Annotated in this window: 20 protein-coding genes; 2 read left to right on the forward strand and 18 right to left on the reverse strand. The window is 60.0% G+C overall.

All coding sequences use genetic code 11. From position 1 onward, the window contains the following. Positions 1–8 precede the first annotated feature (8 nt). From AC14IB_RS02820 to AC14IB_RS02905, 18 genes are all read right to left on the reverse strand, one after another. Positions 9–257: a DUF2274 domain-containing protein gene (locus AC14IB_RS02820; protein WP_484230460.1), complete on the reverse strand. Its 249-nt coding sequence runs from the start codon at positions 255–257 to the stop codon at positions 9–11. Then, a complete protein-coding gene (locus AC14IB_RS02825) occupies positions 254–1549 on the reverse strand; it encodes a TraB/TrbI/VirB10 family type IV secretion system protein (protein WP_484230461.1) in 1296 nt (431 codons plus the stop codon). Before AC14IB_RS02825 ends, AC14IB_RS02820 begins: the two co-directional genes overlap by 4 nt. Beyond that, positions 1530–2507 carry a P-type conjugative transfer protein TrbG gene (trbG, locus tag AC14IB_RS02830; protein ID WP_484230462.1) on the reverse strand — a complete coding sequence of 326 codons (978 nt, stop codon included), beginning with the start codon at positions 2505–2507 and terminating at the stop codon, positions 1530–1532. Before trbG ends, AC14IB_RS02825 begins: the two co-directional genes overlap by 20 nt. A gap of 10 nt (positions 2508–2517) precedes the next feature. Then, a complete protein-coding gene (trbF, locus tag AC14IB_RS02835) occupies positions 2518–3225 on the reverse strand; it encodes a conjugal transfer protein TrbF (RefSeq protein WP_484230463.1) in 708 nt (235 codons plus the stop codon). A gap of 2 nt (positions 3226–3227) precedes the next feature. Beyond that, positions 3228–4499, reverse strand: a complete 1272-nt coding sequence (gene trbL / locus AC14IB_RS02840) for a P-type conjugative transfer protein TrbL (protein ID WP_484230464.1) — start codon at positions 4497–4499, stop codon at positions 3228–3230. After that, complete coding sequence (locus AC14IB_RS02845) at positions 4492–4761, reverse strand: EexN family lipoprotein (RefSeq protein WP_068858626.1); 270 nt, start codon at positions 4759–4761, stop codon at positions 4492–4494. Before AC14IB_RS02845 ends, trbL begins: the two co-directional genes overlap by 8 nt. A 13-nt stretch (positions 4762–4774) precedes the next feature. Next, positions 4775–5497: a P-type conjugative transfer protein TrbJ gene (gene trbJ / locus AC14IB_RS02850; RefSeq protein WP_484230465.1), complete on the reverse strand. Its 723-nt coding sequence runs from the start codon at positions 5495–5497 to the stop codon at positions 4775–4777. Next, positions 5494–7920 (reverse strand): conjugal transfer protein TrbE, encoded by a 2427-nt coding sequence (gene trbE, locus AC14IB_RS02855; RefSeq protein ID WP_484230466.1) that lies wholly within the window; start codon positions 7918–7920, stop codon positions 5494–5496. Before trbE ends, trbJ begins: the two co-directional genes overlap by 4 nt. 7 nt (positions 7921–7927) lie before the next feature. Beyond that, positions 7928–8194 carry a VirB3 family type IV secretion system protein gene (locus AC14IB_RS02860; RefSeq protein ID WP_068858621.1) on the reverse strand — a complete coding sequence of 89 codons (267 nt, stop codon included), beginning with the start codon at positions 8192–8194 and terminating at the stop codon, positions 7928–7930. Further along, positions 8191–8532: a TrbC/VirB2 family type IV secretion system protein gene (locus AC14IB_RS02865; RefSeq protein WP_484230467.1), complete on the reverse strand. Its 342-nt coding sequence runs from the start codon at positions 8530–8532 to the stop codon at positions 8191–8193. Before AC14IB_RS02865 ends, AC14IB_RS02860 begins: the two co-directional genes overlap by 4 nt. Then, complete coding sequence (trbB, locus tag AC14IB_RS02870) at positions 8529–9458, reverse strand: P-type conjugative transfer ATPase TrbB (RefSeq protein ID WP_484230500.1); 930 nt, start codon at positions 9456–9458, stop codon at positions 8529–8531. Before trbB ends, AC14IB_RS02865 begins: the two co-directional genes overlap by 4 nt. Before the next feature lie 62 nt (positions 9459–9520). After that, positions 9521–10003 (reverse strand): CopG family transcriptional regulator, encoded by a 483-nt coding sequence (locus AC14IB_RS02875; RefSeq protein WP_068858615.1) that lies wholly within the window; start codon positions 10001–10003, stop codon positions 9521–9523. Further along, positions 10000–11949: a conjugal transfer protein TraG gene (locus AC14IB_RS02880; RefSeq protein WP_068858614.1), complete on the reverse strand. Its 1950-nt coding sequence runs from the start codon at positions 11947–11949 to the stop codon at positions 10000–10002. Before AC14IB_RS02880 ends, AC14IB_RS02875 begins: the two co-directional genes overlap by 4 nt. A gap of 243 nt (positions 11950–12192) precedes the next feature. Continuing rightward, positions 12193–12684, reverse strand: a complete 492-nt coding sequence (locus AC14IB_RS02885; RefSeq protein WP_068858612.1) for a DUF411 domain-containing protein — start codon at positions 12682–12684, stop codon at positions 12193–12195. Beyond that, a complete protein-coding gene (locus AC14IB_RS02890; protein ID WP_068858610.1) occupies positions 12681–13268 on the reverse strand; it encodes a c-type cytochrome in 588 nt (195 codons plus the stop codon). Before AC14IB_RS02890 ends, AC14IB_RS02885 begins: the two co-directional genes overlap by 4 nt. 15 nt (positions 13269–13283) lie before the next feature. Continuing rightward, the gene (locus AC14IB_RS02895; RefSeq protein ID WP_484230468.1) at positions 13284–14741 is read right to left on the reverse strand and encodes a multicopper oxidase family protein; all 1458 of its coding nucleotides are present in this window, start codon (positions 14739–14741) and stop codon (positions 13284–13286) included. Continuing rightward, the gene (locus tag AC14IB_RS02900) at positions 14741–15043 is read right to left on the reverse strand and encodes a hypothetical protein (protein WP_068858608.1); all 303 of its coding nucleotides are present in this window, start codon (positions 15041–15043) and stop codon (positions 14741–14743) included. The genes AC14IB_RS02895 and AC14IB_RS02900 overlap by 1 nt, the downstream gene beginning before the upstream one ends. A 39-nt stretch (positions 15044–15082) precedes the next feature. Continuing rightward, a complete protein-coding gene (locus AC14IB_RS02905; protein ID WP_484230469.1) occupies positions 15083–16786 on the reverse strand; it encodes a TolC family protein in 1704 nt (567 codons plus the stop codon). Between the two features lie 154 nt (positions 16787–16940). Between AC14IB_RS02905 and AC14IB_RS02910 the strand changes: the two genes are divergently transcribed. Beyond that, positions 16941–17633 carry a heavy metal response regulator transcription factor gene (locus tag AC14IB_RS02910; RefSeq protein WP_068860622.1) on the forward strand — a complete coding sequence of 231 codons (693 nt, stop codon included), beginning with the start codon at positions 16941–16943 and terminating at the stop codon, positions 17631–17633. After that, positions 17614–18996: a heavy metal sensor histidine kinase gene (locus AC14IB_RS02915; protein WP_484230470.1), complete on the forward strand. Its 1383-nt coding sequence runs from the start codon at positions 17614–17616 to the stop codon at positions 18994–18996. The genes AC14IB_RS02910 and AC14IB_RS02915 overlap by 20 nt, the downstream gene beginning before the upstream one ends. Positions 18997–19005 lie beyond the last annotated feature (9 nt).

A 19005-nucleotide genomic window follows, 5' to 3' on the forward strand; every position in this document is an offset into this window, starting at 1 on the left:
CGATAAATCTAAACATCTCGAACTGTTTGAGACTGCACCGTAGCAGAACCACGAAAACTCTGCCGAAATCCACGATCCCGCGCCATAAAAGCTTCCAGCATGTGCGGGACCAAGGCCGTCGCATCGACGGCCTCACCCCAAGTCTGGCTATGCAGCTCCGCATAGCGATCCAACTGCGCCTTCAGCTCCACCGTCAGTGAGATGGTGAGCTTCACGGTTTCCGTCTTGGGCAGTGGCCCGAGTCTCAGGGCAGTCATTGCGGCATCCCCTTGTTGAAAAACAACGGCTGATAGGGTTTGAGCACCAGATCCTTGTTGACCATAACCCGCATCACAAAACCTGGCCGTATTGTCAGCGTGGGCTGGATGCTCAAGTTGCGGCGCGTCAGCTCCTGACCGACCGTATTGATGGATTCTTGGATGCTTTCACGGGTAGCCACGACGACTCGGCCATCTGCGCCACTGGTATCTGGTGCAGCCAACTCGGCTCCGACACCCAGCAGCGTGGAAAGTGCTACGCCAGACAGAATCCGATCCCAGTGCCAGTCCACGCCATCTTCAAGTCCGGCATAGCCAGCGAGATCAATGCCGGGCAAGCGATCCAGCGAGATCGACGAGGTATCCGGCAGGATGACGCGCTGCCAGACCAGCAGTACACGACGCTGGCCGAACGCCACTTTGCTGTCATAGCGACCAATCAGGCGTGAGCCTTGCGGGACCAGTAAGTAACGGCCGGTGGCCGTGTCGTAGACCGGCTCCGTGACTGAAGCGATGATCTGGCCCGGCAGATCGGAGTTGATGCCCGTGATCAGCGCTGCTGGAATCAGCGTCCCCGCCATCACCTGATAAGGCGATACCGGCTTTTCCAGATTTCGGGTATTACGCTTTTCCGTATCTCCGGCTCGCTCGGTGAAGGCCTGTTTTTGATCCTGCATGTTCTGAGTAGCGGTAGGGTCGCCCTGCTGCGGACTGCTACTCAGCTGTGCCGACAGTGCATCGAAGGGGCTGGCTGAGTTAGCCATAGCCGCTGGTGCTGCGGCAGAGGCAACAGCACCACCCTGCCCAGCCTGACTGCTCCGAAAGAACACCGAGGACTTCGCGACCTCCTCCTGGCTACGACCATATTGGCCGTTGGCCATCGCCGGCGAGCCGCCATGATAGGTTGGCGTATAGGTGCCGGCCCGCTGAGCATCCAGCATCGGTTTCGCCAAATCGCCCGGCAGCGGATCGCCCAACGCCGGCACGCCAGGTGGCAAGCCGTTAAGCTGCTGCGGCATCTGGTTGTAGTCCTGCGGCAAGGCATCAATGGTTTCAGCACGCGATACGCGCTCAACATTGTGCAGCTCCGGGCCTTGCTCGGAGGCTTTCCGCTGCACCGGCTGCAGCGACCACGCCGTGACACCGAGCAAGACCAGCGAGACGGTGCCAGCGCCGGCCATGAGCACCTTGCGATTGAGTCGCGTCACCGGGCGCGGCTGTGCGCGCAGCGCCAGACTCTCCGGATCGACTTTTGGTGGCAAGCCAGCAGGATCAATCGTGGCTGTCGTCATGACGACCTCCCTTCAAATCATTACGAGCAATCCGTACGGCTTGCGCCTTGTCGCCACCGAGGCGTAACTCAGCGGTGCCAAACAGCCGATCCACGATGTAGTACGGGGCGCGATAGCGGTAGTTCACCAACTGGCCATCACCTTGCGGGCCAACCACGAACAGCGGCGGTAACTCACCTTGGGCGATGCGCGCCGGGAATTGGATATAGACATGCTCGCCATCATCGAAGGCACGCACGGGCCGCCAAGCTGGTTTGTCGCCCGAGATCTCATAACGAAAACGGAGTTGCTCCAGCGACAGGCCTTGAGCTACAGGCGCTTTGGCATCGGCGATGCTGGCCTGCTTCTGCAAGGCCAGCATGCGGTCCTTGGGATACTCCCACGAGGCCGAGGCCATCCATGCTTTCTCGGTCGCGGTCAACTCCAGAAGGTAGGTACGGCGATTGGTGTTGATGACCAAATTGGTTCGGATGCCGCTGCGCGTCGGCTTGACCAGAATGTTCACGCGTTGCGTCGCACCAGCACCGCTGGTGGTGTCACCGACGATCCAGCGGACTGTGTCGCCGGCCGAGACCGTCACCAGTTCTTCGCCCTCTTGCAGGGCAATCACGGTGACGCGGCCGGGGCTGGTGAAGAGCTGATAGAGCGCGCCATCGGCATAGGGCCAGACCTGAATCGCGTTGATGTAGCCCTCCTGCGATGGGATCACGCGGGCTTCCTGATTGGCGCGCGCCACCCGCGACTTGGCATCGAGCGGTTCCTTGATGCCTTCTTTGCCTTCTAACGGCAGACGCTTGAGCTGGTTCGGCAGCGGTAACAGCTTGGGCACTTCCACAATTTGTATGGGCTTGGGGATCTCCGGCAGTGGTTCAGCCTGCACGGCATCATCCAAAGGCACGGATGGCTGACTGGCACAACCGGCCAGCAGCAGAACAGCAAACGCAGCGGATCGCTTCATGGTGTGACTCCTAACGAGGGGTAGCGGTGTCGACCGAGCCCAATTCGCGGCTCCAGCTCAACCCGTTGATGTAGATGCCGAGGGGGTTCTTACGCAGGCGTGCTTCGTCACGCGGCGGTTGCTGCACGATGGACAGCACCGCCGTCCAGCGTTCCTGCCCGGTGGGTGTGCCACTGTCGTAGTGGCGCTCGATCCAGCGTACTTGGAACGAGTTGTCGCTGGCGCGGACAACGCTGGTGACTTCCACGGAGACGGATTTGCGCCCGACCTGGGCGAACGGATCATTCACACGGGCAAATTCATTGAGCGTTGCCGCGCCTTTGTCGGTGGTGTAGTCGTAGGCCTGCAGCCAGTTCTGACGCACCACAATCGGGTCGATGGCCAGCGAACGGACATTGCTGATGAAGTGCGCTAGGTGAAATGCAATCTGCGCATCCGCTGGCGTGTACGGAGTCAGTGCCTCACCGATAGCGCGCACCTGCCCGGTCTTGTCCACTTCGACGACATAGGGCGTAACCAACGACTGGCCTGATCGCCATGCCAGTGCACCGGCCATGATCAAGCTCAGTGACAAACAGCCGAATGCCATCAGTCGCCAGTTCTGCGCCTGCACGCGGGCTGCGCCGAGGCGTTGATCCCAGACCTGACCGGCTGCCTGATAAGGCGTGACAGGTTCGGGGGTTTCCGAATAGCGCACTTGGGCGCGTTTGAATCGCATAGTCATTTCTCCGAATCGTCACGCAGGCTGGGGCTGGCACCGCTGCCGCCGTGATCGGCCGAGCGCATGACATGAGCTGTGGTGGATACACCTTGGGTAATGCGTTGGTTGCGCTGCAGGCGTTGCGCCCATTCGGGCGACTTACCTGCGCTTTGTGGTCCGTCTGAGGAGGGATTGCTGTCGGATGCGTTGCTGCTAGAGGAGCCGACGGCACTGCGCACACCGCGTTGCACAGCGGCAGCGCCTGAGCGTGCAACATTGACGATGCCGGCGGCTGCTCCACGCCAGCCGCCATCGGTGGTGGCCGCACCGGCGCTGTAGGCATCGCGAGCACCACCGGCCATGGAGCTGGCTGACTTCACGGCCGAGCTACCGACTGAGCCGGCCAGCTTGGCTCCGCCCATGGCGGCAGCACCGGCACCAACGGCAATCCCAGTTGCGCCCAGCGCTGCACCGGCAGCAGCACCTGCACCGAGTTGCGGCGCACCGGCAATCAGGCCACTGGCGATGCCCGGCCCGAAGATACCCAGTGCAAACAACGAGAGCGAAGCCAGCATGATCGCCAAGGCTTCATCAATCGAAGGCTCCGCACCTTGCGGCGCTTGAAACTCACCAAAGATCGTCGAGCCGATGCCGATGATCACGGCCAGCACCAGTACCTTGATGCCGGATGAGACGACATTGCCGAGCACCCGCTCGGCCAGAAAGGCCGTCTTGTTCCAGAGCGCAAAAGGCACCAGCACAAAACCCGCCAAGGTGGTCAGCTTGAACTCGATCAGCGTGACGAACAGCTGCACAGCGAGCACGAAGAAACTGATGATGACGATGACCCACGCGAAGAACATCACCGCGATGGTGTCGATATTCATGAAGAAGTCGGGGAACCCGGAGAGCTGTTTGATGTGGGCCATGATCGGCCGGCCAGCATCGATGCCGACCTCGGCCAAGCGACCGGGCTGCAGCAGCTGGGCTTGCGTCATGTTGCTGCCAGACGCCACCAACCCCAGACCCGAGAACGAGTTGAAAATGATCCCGGCCAAGCTGTTGAAGTTGCCGATGATGAAGGCGAAGGCACCGACATAGAGGATCTTCTTGAGCAGCTTGCTTAACACCTCATCGCCGCCCATAGCCCAGAACAATCCAGCCAGCGTCATGTCGATGACGATCAAGGTGGCACTGAGCCAGGCCACCTCGCCACCCAACAGACCAAAGCCTGAGTCGATGTAGCGCGAGAAGACATCGAGGAAGCGATCAATGACCCCGATGTCATTCATGGCGAACTCCGCCACCCGGCGTGTATCGCGTCTTGCCATCGCCCCAGAAGCGGCGATGCTGCGCTTCGCTGACGATCACGCAGACACGCTCATCCAGCGTGTCACGCTCCAATCGGCACTTTTGCTGAAGCGCTTTCAATTCGTCAGGGTGAGCCACGAGATACTCCACCGTGATATCCGGTGCCGGCTGGCTGCAGCCAACCAGCCCGAGAGCCCCCGACATGAAAAGAGACAGGCACAACGCAAGATGGCGGGTCGTCATGATCCGGTGCTCCTTAGCGGTTGTAGAAGTTCACAGCGAACGGCGTGTAGCGTGTGCTGTCGCTGTGAAAGCGTTGGCGCACTTCGCGAGCGCGCTCTTCAGCGGCCACCGTGCGGGCTTGTTCAAGCGCTGCCGCCCGCCCCTGCGTGATCTGCAGCTGCTGCGCCTGAATCGACTGGCGCGCCTGCAAGGCGAGTAGCTGGTTGGTCGCTTGTGTGGCTTGCAGACTGCCGACGGCACCTTGGCTCTGCGCCACCAAGTCGGTCAGCACCGACTCGTCCGCCGCAAAGTTCTGCGCGGCCTGCGCCTGCATTTGCATCGAGGTTCGCAAGGCTTGTAGCGAGTTGCTCCAGCGCTCGCGGGAGTCAGCGGCCATGCGGCTACCCGAGACCGTACCGGCATAGGCTTCGGGGTAGAGGCGCGCAAAGGTGGTGTCAGCCTGCGACACCTCGTAGGCCAGCCCTTGCGCCTGCTGGATCAGGCGATTGGTGGTCGCCAGTGTCGATTGCAGCCGGCCGCTGGCGTTGTAGTTGAGGCCGCGTAGGTTCTTGGCATCGTTACTCAGCATTTGCGCCTCGTTTTGCAGCTGCCGAATCTGGTTGTTGATTTGCTCCAGCGTGCGAACCGCTGTCAGCAGGTTCTGGGTGAAGTTGCTGGGGTCAAAGACAGTGATCGCGGCGGCCGGTTGCGACAGACCTAGGGCGATCACGAGGGATAACGCGAGACGAGTTTTCATGAGGGTTTCTCCGAAGCGTGGGGATAGCGGGCCAACAGGTCAGCGGCCCAGGTCAGCCCGGCATGACGCAACCAGGCCAAAGCAAAGTCGGCGGGATCGATGACGCCTTTGAAGGCGTTCATGGTCTTTTGATGTTGGGGGCTCGAAGCACCGGCAAAGGCCAGCGTGACCGGACCGAGGCCCAGCTCGAAGATGCGATTGCCGAGTCGGGACTGGTAGTAGTACTCGCGCTTAGGCTCCGCCCGCGCGATCAGCTGAATCTGGCGAGCATTGAGGCCAAAGCCTTCGTAGATTTCACGCAGCTGCGGCTCTACCGCCTGTGGGTTGGGCAGGAAGATGCGACTCGGGCAGCTCTCGATGATGGCTGGGGCGATGGTGGAGCGTTGAATGTCGGCCAGCGATTGCGTGGCAAAGATCACCGAGACATTGCGTTTGCGCAGGGTCTTCAGCCATTCGCGAATGCGGCCGGCGAAAGCTGGATCATCGAGAAACACCCACGCTTCATCGAGGATCAGCAGTGTCGGCTGACCATCGAAGCGTTCTTCGAGTCGCTTGAACAGGTAGCTCAGTACCGGCAGCACGGCGGCCGGACTGTGCATTAGCTCTTCCATCTCGAAGCACTGCACATCCGACAGCGCGAGACGGTCGGCGTCGGCATCGAGCAGACGACCGAAGGGGCCACCCAAGGTGTAGGGCTGCAAAGCCTGACGCAGTGGATTGGATTGCAGCAGCACCAGCAAGCCGGTCAGCGTGCGTTGCTCCAACGGCGCACTGGCGAGACTGCCGAGCGCCGACCAGAGCGAATCCTTGACCTCGGGCGTGACCACCACGCCTTCATGTAAAAGCAGGCCGGCCAACCACTCGGCGGCCCAGCTGCGCATACTGTCTTCGTCAATGCGTGCCAGTGGCTGGAAAGCAATCGCCCCCTCCTGCCCTAGGTCGTAGTGATCGCCACCGAGACCCAGCACGGTGGCACGGGCAGAGCCGCCCTTGTCGAAAACGAACAAGCGAGCACCGGGATAGCGCCGGAACTGCAGCATGAGTGTCGTCAGCAGTACCGACTTACCCATGCCGGTTGGCCCCACCACCAGCGTGTGGCCGACATCGCCGACATGCGTGACTAGCCGGAACGGTGTCGCGCCATCAGTGCGCGTCACGATCAATGGCGGTGCATCGAGATGCTCATTGCGCTCAGGACCGGCCCAGACCGCTGAGATCGGCAACAGGTGGGCCAGATTGAGTGTCGAAATTATCGGCTGCCGGACATTGGCATAGGCATGGCCCGGCAGTGACGATAACCACGCATCTACGGAATTCAGGGTTTCCGTAATGGTGACAAAGCCCCTACCCTGAATCGCACGCTCGATGGCGCGAATCTTCTCATCTGCTGCGACTGGGTCGGCATCCATGACCACCACCGTGGCGGTGACATAGCCGAAGGCGACTTCGTCGCTGCCCAGCTCCTGCAAAGCGGCATCGGCATCAGCGGCCTTGTTGTCAGCATCCGAATCAACCAGCGGGCTCTCTTGCTGAAATACGGATTCCCGTAAAAGCGTCAATACGCCTTTACGCTTGGCAAACCACTGCCGGCGCAGGCGCACCAGCTCGCCTTCCGCTTGCGACTTGTCGAGGCACAGAAAGCGTGTGCTCCAGCGATAGGCAAAGCCGAGCCGGTTCAGGTCATCGAGCAGACCTGGCCAAGTCGAGGTCGGGAAGCCGCGTACCGAGACGATGCGCAGATGCTGATCGCCCAATCGCGGGGCCAGCCCACCGGCCAAGGGCTCGTCGGCCAACAAGGCATCCAAGTAGAACGGCACTTCAGGCACGGCGACTGAGTGCTGTCGCGTCGAGACGGTGCGATGCAGGTAGCTCAGTGTCTGGCTGTCATCGAGCCAATCCAGCTCCGGCATAACGCCATCGAGCAGGTTATAGAATCGCTCCGCTTCCGACTGAAAGAACGCCAGCTGTTCGCGCCAGTCCACGCCCTGCTTGTGACTATGCTCATAGAGCAGTCGTGCAGCTTTCGCGCGCGACTCTTCCGGCGGCAGATAGCACAGCGTGAAGTGATAGCGGCTCTCGAAGTGACTGCCCGCCTCCTCGAAGGCTGCGCGGCGTTCTTCATCGACCAGCCAGGACAAGGCATCCGGGAAGTCTGATTGCGGATAGCCAGCAGCGGCCTGCCGCTCGGCATCGACAAACAGTGCCCAGCCCGAGCCCAAACGACGCAGCGCGTTGTTGAGTCTCGCGGTCGTGGCGACCAACTCACTCTCGGTGGCACTGTCGAGGTCCGGCCCGCGAAAGCGTGCCGTGCGTTGAAAGGAGCCATCCTTGTTGAGCACCACACCGGGTGCGACTAGCCCCGCCCACGGCAGCCAATCGGCTAACTGGGCAGGACGCTTTCTGAACTCGGCAAGATTGATCATGGCGACCTCAGACATCGAGCAGGTTTTTGTGTTTGAGGTGGCGCGCGAACACTTCCATGAACTGCGCGTCTTGTTTGGCTCCCCACACCGCGAGGGTGTGCCCGGCCAGCCACAAGGCCAGACCGGGCAACCACAACTGTAGTCCCAGTCCTACAGCGGCCGCCAAGGTGCCGTTGACCACGGCTACCGTGCGCGGCGCACCGCCGAGCAGAATCGGTTCGGTCAGCGACCGATGCAGGGGTACTTCAAAGCCTTGAGCGATGGGCAGTGTCATGACACCACCACCCCGCCCGAGAAGCTGAAGAAGGCTAGGAAGAACGAAGAGGCGGCAAAGGCAATGGAGAGGCCAAAGACGATCTGGATCAGCTTGCGAAAGCCGCCGCTGTTATCGCCAAAGGCCAGCGCCAAGCCGGTCACGATGATGACGATGACCGCCATGATGCGAGCCACCGGGCCTTGCACCGAGTCGAGCACGGATTGCAGCGGCCCCTCCCAAGGCATGTTGGAACCAGCGGCATGGGCTTTGGCGGCCAGAAGTAGGTTTAACGCCAGCAAGCCGGCGGACTGGTAAAGGCGTAAAAACGGTTTTACTGAAACGCGTAAATGCGTCATGTCGGATCTCCGGATTCAAGGTAAACAGCGGTCAACGAGTAGCTGTGAGCATCAAAGCCAGTGACGCAGGCGATCTCCTGCACGCGGCGTTCGCGGCCGCGTCCGGCAATGAAGACGATGATGTTGACCGCCTCGGCGATCAGCGCACGAGGTGGCGTCAGCGCCACTTCGAGAATGAGTTGCTCAAGACGGGTCAGTGCGCCCATGGCCGAGCCGGCATGGATGGTGGCAACGCCACCGGGATGACCCGTGCCCCAAGCCTTGAGCAGGTCCAGCGCCTCTCCCCCTCGAACCTCACCAATGACAATGCGATCTGGCCGCAGGCGTAGCGTCGAGCGCACCAGCTCGCTCATCGAGACCACGCCCGGCCGTGTGCGCAGCGGCACATGGTCTTCAGCGGAGCACTGCAGCTCCATCGTGTCTTCGAGAATGATCACGCGATCACCCGTGACTGCCATTTCGGCCAGCAAGGCATTGGCCATGGTGGTCTTACCGGAGCTGGTGCCACCGGCAATCAGGATATTCAGCCGGCCTCGCACGGCCTTCTTGAGAAAGTCAGCTTGATGCGCGGTGAGGATGTTGTCGGTGACATAGTGATCCAGCCGAATCACGCCCATGGCGCGTTTACGAATCGCGAAGGCCGGGGCTTTTACCACCGGAGGCAACACGCCCTCAAAGCGCTCGCCGGTCTCTGGCAATTCCGCCGAGAGAATCGGCGCACCGACATGCACTTCGGCGCGGACATGCGCCGCGACCAAACGGATGATGCGTTCGGCATCGGCTGGGGTCATCGAGATGCCCACGGGGGCACGGCCAGAGCCGAGCTTGTCGAGCCAGAGTGAGCCATCGGGGTTTAGCAGAACCTCAACGACCTCGGGGTCTTCCAAGGCCTGCGTGATGATCGGCCCCATGGCCGTGCGCAGCATGCGGATGCGCCGCTCAATCGCGGTGGTTTCCAGCGTGACTGGAATGACAAAGGCTGGGCTGTTCATATCAGCCCACCGTCATCCGGTGTGCTCGTGGCCGGTGCAGCCGGATCGTCCATCGCAAAGAACTGGCCGGCATCCGGAAAGACCTCTTCCTGGATGTCTTTCACCAGACTGCGACCCCGCATCAGGTTGCGGCCCAGCTGCTCGATGAACTGCTGAAAGCGTAACCGGCCTTGAGCACGCGCGGCCTCCTGCTGTGCCTCGGGCACCGGCGCACTGACGGTCAGGAAGTAACGGATGTAGAGCGCCAATGTCTCGATTAGGATGTTCTGATCACGCTCCAGCTTGTCGAACTGGTTCGACAGTCGATCCAGCCGTTTAGCGAACGCCGCCTCACGACGGTCAGCCGCATCCGGCGACAGGAACGAGGCCAAGGCAGCGGCAATGATGGAGGATTTGGACAAGCCCTTGAGCGCAGCCAATTCCTCCAGCCGGCGGGCGTGATCGGTTTCGATGAAGATGTTCAGGCGAGCGCGGCTCATAGCGAGATTCCGTCATTGGGGTCGAGGGCAGCCATGCGCGCCGTGCGCAAGGCCTTCAAAGCAGCTGGGCGTGACGCGGTAGCAGATGAGTCGTCATCGAGCAGACCGACATCGGTGCTGACGCGCGGTGTCAGGGCTGGCAGGTCACTGCCTGCGGGCAAGCCAGAGGACAGCAAGGCACTGCTCTGATCAGCGAAGAGCGCAAGCTGACCGGACCAGTCGTTCGGTCGTGCGGCTGGCGAGTCGGTAAAGCCGCTCTCCGTCAGCACGGGCGGTGGCAGCACACGGCCTGTGAAGTTGGCGTCGGCGTAGTAGCGGATCTTCTTGGCTTGGATCGGCGGATGGCCGGAGACCATCACCACTTGATCATCCGGCGGCAGCTGCATGACTTCGCCCGGCGTCATCAAGGGGCGTGCTGTTTCCTGACGCGAGACCATGAGATGCCCGAGCCACGGGGCAAGTCGGTGGCCGGCGTAGTTGCGCTGTGCTTTCAGCTCAGTGGCGGTACCTAATGCTTCCGAGATGCGCTTGGCGGTGCGCTCGTCGTTAGTGGCAAAGGCAATGCGGACATGACAGTTATCGAGGATGGCGTGATTGGGGCCGTAGGCTTTGTCGATCTGGTTTAGCGATTGCGCAATCAAAAAGGCACGCAGGCCATAGCCCGCCATGAAGGCCAGCGCACTCTCGAAGAAGTCGAGCCGGCCCAACGCGGGGAATTCATCGAGCATAAGCAGCAGCTTGTGCTTACGCTCGATGCCGTCACTGCCATCGAGCGACTCGGTGAGGCGCCGGCCAATCTGATTCAGCAGGAGACGGATCAGCGGCTTGGTGCGGCTGATGTCGGACGGCGGCACGACCAAATACAGCGACACCGGATGCTCAGCGCTGATCAGATCGGCAATACGCCAATCACAGCGCGAAGTGACTTCGGCCACCGTCGGATCACGGTACAGCCCCAGAAAGCTCATGGCCGTGGACAGCACGCCAGAGCGCTCGTTCTCGCTCTTATTCAGCACTTCGCGTGCGGCTGATGCCACCACCGGATGCACGACCTCGCCCAGGTGCCGTGTGGTCATCATCAGATGCAGTGCCACATCGAAAGAGCGTGCCGGGTCAGACAGAAAGTTGGCGACACCGCGCAGCGTCTTGTCGCTGCCGGCATAGAGCACATGGAGGATGGCTCCGACCAGCAAAGCATGGCTGGTCTTCTCCCAGTGGTTGCGCTTCTCCAGCGCACCTTCGGGGTCTACAAGAATGTCGGCGATGTTCTGCACATCGCGCACTTCATGGGCACCGCGACGGACTTCCAGAAGCGGGTTGTAAGCAGCTGACCGAGCATCAGTAGGGTTGAACAGAACGCAATGCGAGAAACGTGAGCGCCAGCCAGCGGTCAGGCTCCAATTCTCGCCTTTGATATCGTGGATGACGGCGGAGCCCGGCCAGGTCAGCAGGGTCGGCACGACGAGGCCAACGCCTTTGCCAGAGCGCGTCGGCGCGAAGGCCATGACATGCTCCGGACCTTCGTGACGCAGGTAGCTGGACTCCAGCTTGCCCAGAAACACGCCGGCCGAACCGGTCAACCCGGCTTGCTCAATCTCAGGCTCAGTGGCCCAGCGTGCTGATCCATAGGTAGTGACCAGTTGAGACTGACGACTGCGCCAAACAGATGCAGAAATGGCGAAGCCAACAGCGACCAGACTGCTGCCAGCGGCAATCAGGCCGCCGGTCAGGAAGACATGCGGGGCATAGACATCGAAGAAGTACCACCAGTGGAACAGCTGCCACGGGTAGTAGATCGGGGTATCAGCGAGGAAGAACCATGGCAGACCGAGCTGGGTCTGATAGGCCAGTGCAATGGCGACATACTGTGTCGCGCCCCAAGTCCCCAGCAGCACAATGCCGAGGACCAGCAGCACCTGACCAACCAGCACACCGGACGCCTGCATGGCGACCTCCCGAAGCTCGCGAACCAGCACGCGGAGCTGCGTGCTGTTCGTCGAGAGTCGGTGTCGGAGTGGTGCTGGTCAAAGACCGTTGAGGTCTATATCCAGACAACCTAGGTCAACAGGTATGCCTTGAGAAGTTACGCCATTACAATAGCTTGATCAGCGACTGCGCCGTCATTGATGGCGTGAAGTCGCTTTCCTTTCCTGACACCTGAGCCCGCTCAAGAATCGGTGACCTATCGCTCACTCGCCATGCTGAGCATAAGTTGTGGCCACTTCACCGCTGAAGAGCAGAGTCTCGTACGGCATGCGTTTATCCCCCACTTCCATACCCGGTGAACCTACCGGCATACCGGGCACTGCCAGCCCCTGAGCCTTAGGCTTCTCTTGTAGCAGTCGCTTGATGTCCGCCGCAGCGACATGCCCTTCGATCAGGTAACCACCGACCGTGGCAGTATGACAGGACGCCAGGCGCGCCGGGATGCCCAAGCGCGACTTAACGGCATTCATTTCCTCTTCATCGCGGACCTCGACAGCAAAGCCTTCAGCCTTGAGGTGGTCAACCCACTTGCCACAGCATCCGCAGGTCGGGCTTTTGTGAACCACGATGGTATTAGCCGCCGCTTGGGCTATTGGCTGGGGAGCATTGTCAGAAAGCAGACTGAGAGCACCCAAACCGCCAATGATCAAGACCAGCAGGCCGATGGCCCAGAATGTGTTGTGTGATCGACTCATGGTGTCATGCCGTCCTCGGTATGCTTCGCGTGACCACTCACGGGCTCCGCGCGGGCCGTCAAAATCTGATACTGGGTCTCGTCAAGCTGCGGCAGCTTTTGCAGAAAAGCGACCATGGCCCAGATCCTCGCATCATCATGGGTTTTGCCCCAGGCCGGCATGCCGGAGGCCTTGATGCCGTGCTTGATGATCCAGAACTGGCGGGCAGCACTGACTGCTGCATCGCCATGATCATCACCGCCATGGCCATGCTCAGCGGTGCCCTTCGCCAGATTAGGCGGTCGTGGATACAAACCCATGGCCATGTCAGAGCTTTTCACACCGGGCTTGAGATGGCAGCCCGCGCACATGTCATTGTAATCCGCGCCCCCACTGAGCAGCATCTGAGCATCATCAAGAAGTGGTACGGCAATGTCTTTGCTGCGCACCGCTATCGACCGTTCACGCAATGTCTCCAGCGCCCAATAGACCGGCTTGGTGTGTTCGTCATCCGCCCCCATGGAGTAGATGCCGGAGTAGAGAAAGCCCAGCCCTGCAAGCGCTCCCAGCGCGCCCAGCCCCAACAGGATCTTCATCGTTTTCATGAGTCAACTCCTGCTTTAACCACCATGACTTGAATGATCCATGCCCGGCATGTCGGGCATGGTGTTCGGCGTAGCCGCTGGCTTGTCGGCAGTTGTGCCATAAGGATTACGGCGAACCGGCTCACCGAAGTCGGGGCTCTTGCTGACACGCCGGGCAATCTTGTCCTTGGGGTAGCGATACCAGCCGGGATCGGTGAAGTCGTTGCTTGGTTGGTTATCGCGGACCTTGACTATGGTGAACATGCCACCCATTTCGATGGGACCGAACTGACCTTCGCCCGCCATCATCGGCAGTGTGTTCTCTGGCCCCTTCAGGCCCATGGCGACATGACCACTGTGCTCGCTCATGCCATTGCGCCCCATCGCGCCATAGCCCGGTAACATTTTGCGAATCTCAGCCTCGACACCGGACTGATCGACTCCGGCTGGGTTGGGAATCCCATGACCCATCGGGCCCATGGTGTGGTGAGCCATGTGGCAATGCAGCGCCCAATCACCCGGCTCTGTGGCCACAAACTCGATGTCGCGCATCTGGCCCACACCAACAATTTCAGTCACTTCTCTGCGCCATTGGGCTTTCGGCCAGCGCCCCGCATCAGTGCCGGTGACCCAGAAAGGGTTGCTGTGCAGATGGATAGGATGATTCCACATCGACAAGTTGCCGATACGAATGCGCATGCGCTCGCCAGTACGCATGACCAGAGGATCAATCGCCGGAAAAACCTTGCTGTTGAAGGACCAAAGGTCGAAATCCTGCATCACGGAAGGATCTGGCCGATAAGTGCCTGGGTGCATCGCCCAGTTGTGCAGCAAGAAAGCGTAGTCCCGATCAATGGGAACTTCTTCTCCAGCTTTGGGATGGATGATGAACAGTCCCATCATGCCGAAAGCCATTTGGGTCATTTCATCCGCATGTGGGTGGTACATGTGGGTGCCGTGCTGCTTGAGTGTGAACTCGTAGACAAAGGTCTCTCCGGCCCTGATCGGTGGCTGATTCAGACCCGATACCCCGTCATAGCCAGCAGGCAGATCAATCCCATGCCAATGCACGCTGGTCGGTTCGCCCAGCCGGTTGGTCACGAAGATCCGGACACGATCACCTTCAACAACCTCCAGCGTCGGTCCTGGTGTGGTGCCGTTATAACCCCAGCACTTGGCACGCGAGCCCGGTGCGAACTCGTGTTCGATCTCTTCAGCAACCAGATGGAACTCTTTGACCCCGCCGTTCATCTTGTAGGGCAGCGTCCAGCCATTGAGGGTGCGTACCGGCAGATAACCTTGGGCATGCCGCTTGGCTTTGGCCATGGCTGGGCTCGCCGTTGCCGGCGCACTGGCCATGCCCATGCCAGACATTCCCTCCATGCTGGACATGTCATGACTCATGGGCTGGGCCGAGGCATTGCGAGCAGCCCCTGCCAGCAGGCCGACACCGCCCACACCCGCCCATTGCAGCAAATCGCGTCGAGAAATCATTAGTGGCCTCCGTGCTCCGGCATTGTCATGTCATTGCCCATGCCGGGCATCTTGCTGTGATCCATGGGTGCAGCTTTGTCGTCGGCTGGCTTCTGAGTAGGCATGCATTTCATGTGCATCGCCTTCATGACTGGGTCATTCATGTCCATCTTTGCCATGTCCATTTTGGCCATCGAGGCGCAGTCTGGGCCGGCTTTGTTGGCAGCCGCTTGTGCAGCATGCATGGCGGGGTCATGAGCAAAGACGCTCTGGGTGGCCAGCAGTAGGCCAGCAATCAGTGTGGTACGGGTTGAGATATTCAAGATGTAGCTCCTTGGCGCTCAGTTATCGTGAGTGACGTTTCAATGACCTTGGTGAGGCGATGTGGTGGGCGTTGTTTCAGGTGCAGGTGCTGGGGTTGATTCCATAGCGCCCATGTCCGTCATGCTGCCGTGACTCATGCCACTCATACTGTTCATGTCATGGCCAGTCGTAACAGGCGGCTTCGGCGGCGTGGAAGCACCATGTTGACTGTGATCCATGCCTTCCATGCTCATGCCCTCCATCGCCGACATGTTGTGACCCGCATGGCCCGCGCCTGTAGGGGCGTCTTCCGGCAGCACAACTGGACTTATGCTGAGCGCTCCGATACGAACATCGCTGGGCAATGCGCCCCCGACAGCCCTGGCCAATCCCACACGCGCCTGCCAGTAATCACGCAAGGTCGCCAGATAGCCCTCATAAGCGCTGTATTCCTCACGCTTGGCCAGCAGCAGCTCGAACTGCCCCACGATCATGTAGTTCTGCAGCTCCTGTGTCCGAGCCACGATGGCCTCGCGCTGCGGAATGAGCCCACGCTGGTGGCGCAAGACACGGCTTCGGGCAGAAACCATACGGGCATAAGCTTTGGAAATACCGTTGGCGACCTCGCCTTCCAGCAAGGCAACAGCGGCCTTGGCTCGCTCCTGCAAAGCCTCTGCGCGTAAAACACCACTGCCGGACTTGCCGAAGATTGGCAGTTCAAAAGCCACCGTCGGCCCGAGAGAGCGGGAGTGATCAAAGTCACGCTCGCCCTCGATGCCAATCTCCAGAAAAGGCACCCAGCGCAAAGCTCTGGCCAGCCCTAGAGCATCCGTCGAGCGCTCGACCCGCATGCGCTCGACGACCAGATCGAGGCGCTGCTTCAAACCGAGATCGATGAGCTCCTGTGGTGCCGACTCATCAGCCACCGGCAACGGAAGGCGCGCCTCCAGATGCCATGATGTGTTGGTGGACAGACCCATCAAGATATTTAGTGACACCCGAGCCGACTCCGCCTCAGCCTGCGCAGCTTCCTGATCCAGCTCGGCCTGCTCAGCCGCCGCCTGTTCGCGCGCCAGCTCCAAGGCATTGATGTTTCCTGCGTCATGAAAGCGCTTAGCCAGCTCGGCCGATGCTCGCGCGGCCCTGGCAATCACGGTACGCATCTGGCCGATCTGGGCACTGCCAACCGCCTCGAAATAAGCCTGGTTCACATCAGCCGCCAGGCTTTGCAGCGCAAAGGCTGCTTCTGCCTGTCGATTGATCATCTCAGCCTTGGCCAAGCGACCACGGCTGCGAATGAAAAGCAGGTCAGTGAAGTTCTGCGCTAAGCCATAACCCAGCCGCGTGGCATCGCCGCTAACATCGGAACGCAGCGCAGAGAACAACAGCACAGGATTGGAGAGCCTACTGGCCTCCACCCAGTCCGCCTGATTCAGACCGAGGCGTGCATACTCCAGGCGTACCTTGGGATTGCGCAGCAAGGCGACACCAACCGCCCGTTCAGCCGTCAACGGCTGTGACAGCAGGCTGTCCACCTGCTGATTCAGATCAGCATCCGAAACATGAATACTCGTTGGCCTAGCAGCCAGTGCAGGATCACGCGCCTTGACCAGCGCATTGACGCTGGACAAACCACGATCTGCTGGCAGCGAAGCGCAGCCAGCCAACACCAACACCGCCACCAGCGGCAACAGGCGCATGCCAGAGTGGCTTGATAGAACCTTGGCAGCGGTAGGTGTCTGAGTAGACATGAACAGCGGCATGCGTGACCTCATCAACAGCGATTTGATGAGTGCATCATGCGGTGGGCTTCGGGACGCCAACCTGACCCCAAAATTACATTTTTGTCAGCATTACTTAATCTTCAGCAAACCCGCTATTGTTCGTTTGAAATACAGCAAGCATGAGAGGCTGGATGTGAAGATCCTGCTGGTGGAAGACGAAGCCAAGACAGGCGAGTACCTGAGAAAGGGCCTGAGCGAAGCCGGCTACAGCACGGACTGGGTCACCGATGGCCTGACTGGGCATCATCAGGCGCTGGTTGGCGACTATGATCTGGTTATCCTCGATGTCATGTTGCCTGAAATCACCGGCTGGCAAGTGCTGGCCGGTATCCGTAAGGCTGGGTTGTCGATGCCGGTACTTTTCCTGACAGCACGCGACCAGGTAGAGGATCGTGTCAAAGGTCTTGAGCTAGGTGCCGACGACTATCTCGTCAAACCCTTTGCGTTTGCCGAGCTGTTAGCCCGTGTGCGTACCCTGCTGCGCCGTGGGCGCTCGCGTGATACCGACACACTCAAGGTCGCCGATCTGGAGCTGGACCTGCTGCGCCGTCGTGCCATTCGTGCTGGTCGCCGCATTGACCTTACCGCCAAGGAATTCGCGCTGCTGGAATTGCTGATGCGCCGCCAAGGCGAGGTGCTACCGCGTTCGCTGATCGCTTCTCAGGTCTGGGACATGAACTTCGAGAGCGACACCAATGTGGTCGAAGTCGCCATCAAGCGACTGCGCACCAAAGTTGATACCGGCTTTGACACCAAGCTGATCAACACACTACGCGGCATGGGTTATGTCATGGAGGAAAAGACAAATGATACGCCTACTGCCTGACTCCATTACCGCACGCACCAGCATGCTCTTCACGCTGCTGGCTGCGCTGGTTTTTTCGGTGATGGGGCTGGTGATTCAAGCTTCGATTAATCGCCACTTCGTCGAGCAGGATCAAACCGTTATCACTGGCAAACTGGAGCTCATCAATAACATCCTCCAAAACGCGACAGCGACCGACAATACAACACGCATCCAGCGGCAACTGAGCAGTGCGCTGGTGGGCCATCACGATTTGGTGGTGCGAGTTCAGAACAGCGCAGGTCAGGACGTTTTCATGGCAGGGCATGATCGCTTGCCAGATGCCGCCATGATGACCGCGACAGGCTCTCTTGCTCTGCGCTCATGGTCAGATGGCACCATAGCGTACCGATTGGTAGTGACCGACATTTTGATGTCGGACGGAAAACCGGAATGGCGCGTCGGCATCGGCATCAACACGCTGCACCATGCAAAGTTTCTCGCGGCCTTTGAACGCGAGCTGCTACTCATTGGCTCTGGGGGTCTGTTGTGCATGGCCTTGTTCGGCTGGGTAGCCATTCGGCGTGGCTTAAGGCCTGTACAGAAAATGGCTGTTGTTGCTGAAAGTATTTCTGCTCAGCGGCTGCACAACCGGCTCGCCATCGAGACCATCCCTATCGAGCTGGAGTCACTGGCTCGTGCATTCAACGCTATGCTGGATCGGCTGAGTGACTCCCTAGAGCGACTGTCAGCTTTTTCATCCGACCTAGCTCATGAACTGCGGACACCCGTCAACAATCTGATGACGCAAACTCAGGTGCTGCTCTCCAAGCCCCGAGAAAATGATGACTACCGTGAGGTTCTGTATTCCAACCTGGAAGAGTTCGAGCGCTTGGCGCGCATGATCAGTGACATGCTGTTCCTAGCCAAAGCTGACAATGGCCTGATCATTCCACACCGTGAAACCGTGCAGCTGGCCAGCGAAATCACGGCCGTGCTGGATTTCTACGAGGCACTTGCCGCTGACAAATCGCTTACTCTGAACACCAGTGGGCAAGCACTGGTTATGGGTGATGCCCTGATGCTGCGTCGGGTGATCAGTAATTTGGTGTCTAACGCCGTGCGTCACGCCTACCCGGAAACTGTCATCCATGTGGCTGTCTCCACACAGGGAAACGAAGCCTGCCTCACCGTCCAGAATGTGGGAGACACCATTCCCGAGCAGCATCTGCCACATCTTTTCGAGCGTTTCTATCGAGCGGATGGCGCGCGCCAGCGCACAGAAGAAGGGGTCGGACTCGGGCTGGCCATCACACGCTCAATCGTATTTACTCATCAAGGCAAGATTAAGGTCAGCTCTCAGCACGGAATGACGCAATTCACGATAACGCTGCCACTGGCCTGACCCTGGCTG

The organism is Perlucidibaca sp. (assembly GCF_057084925.1).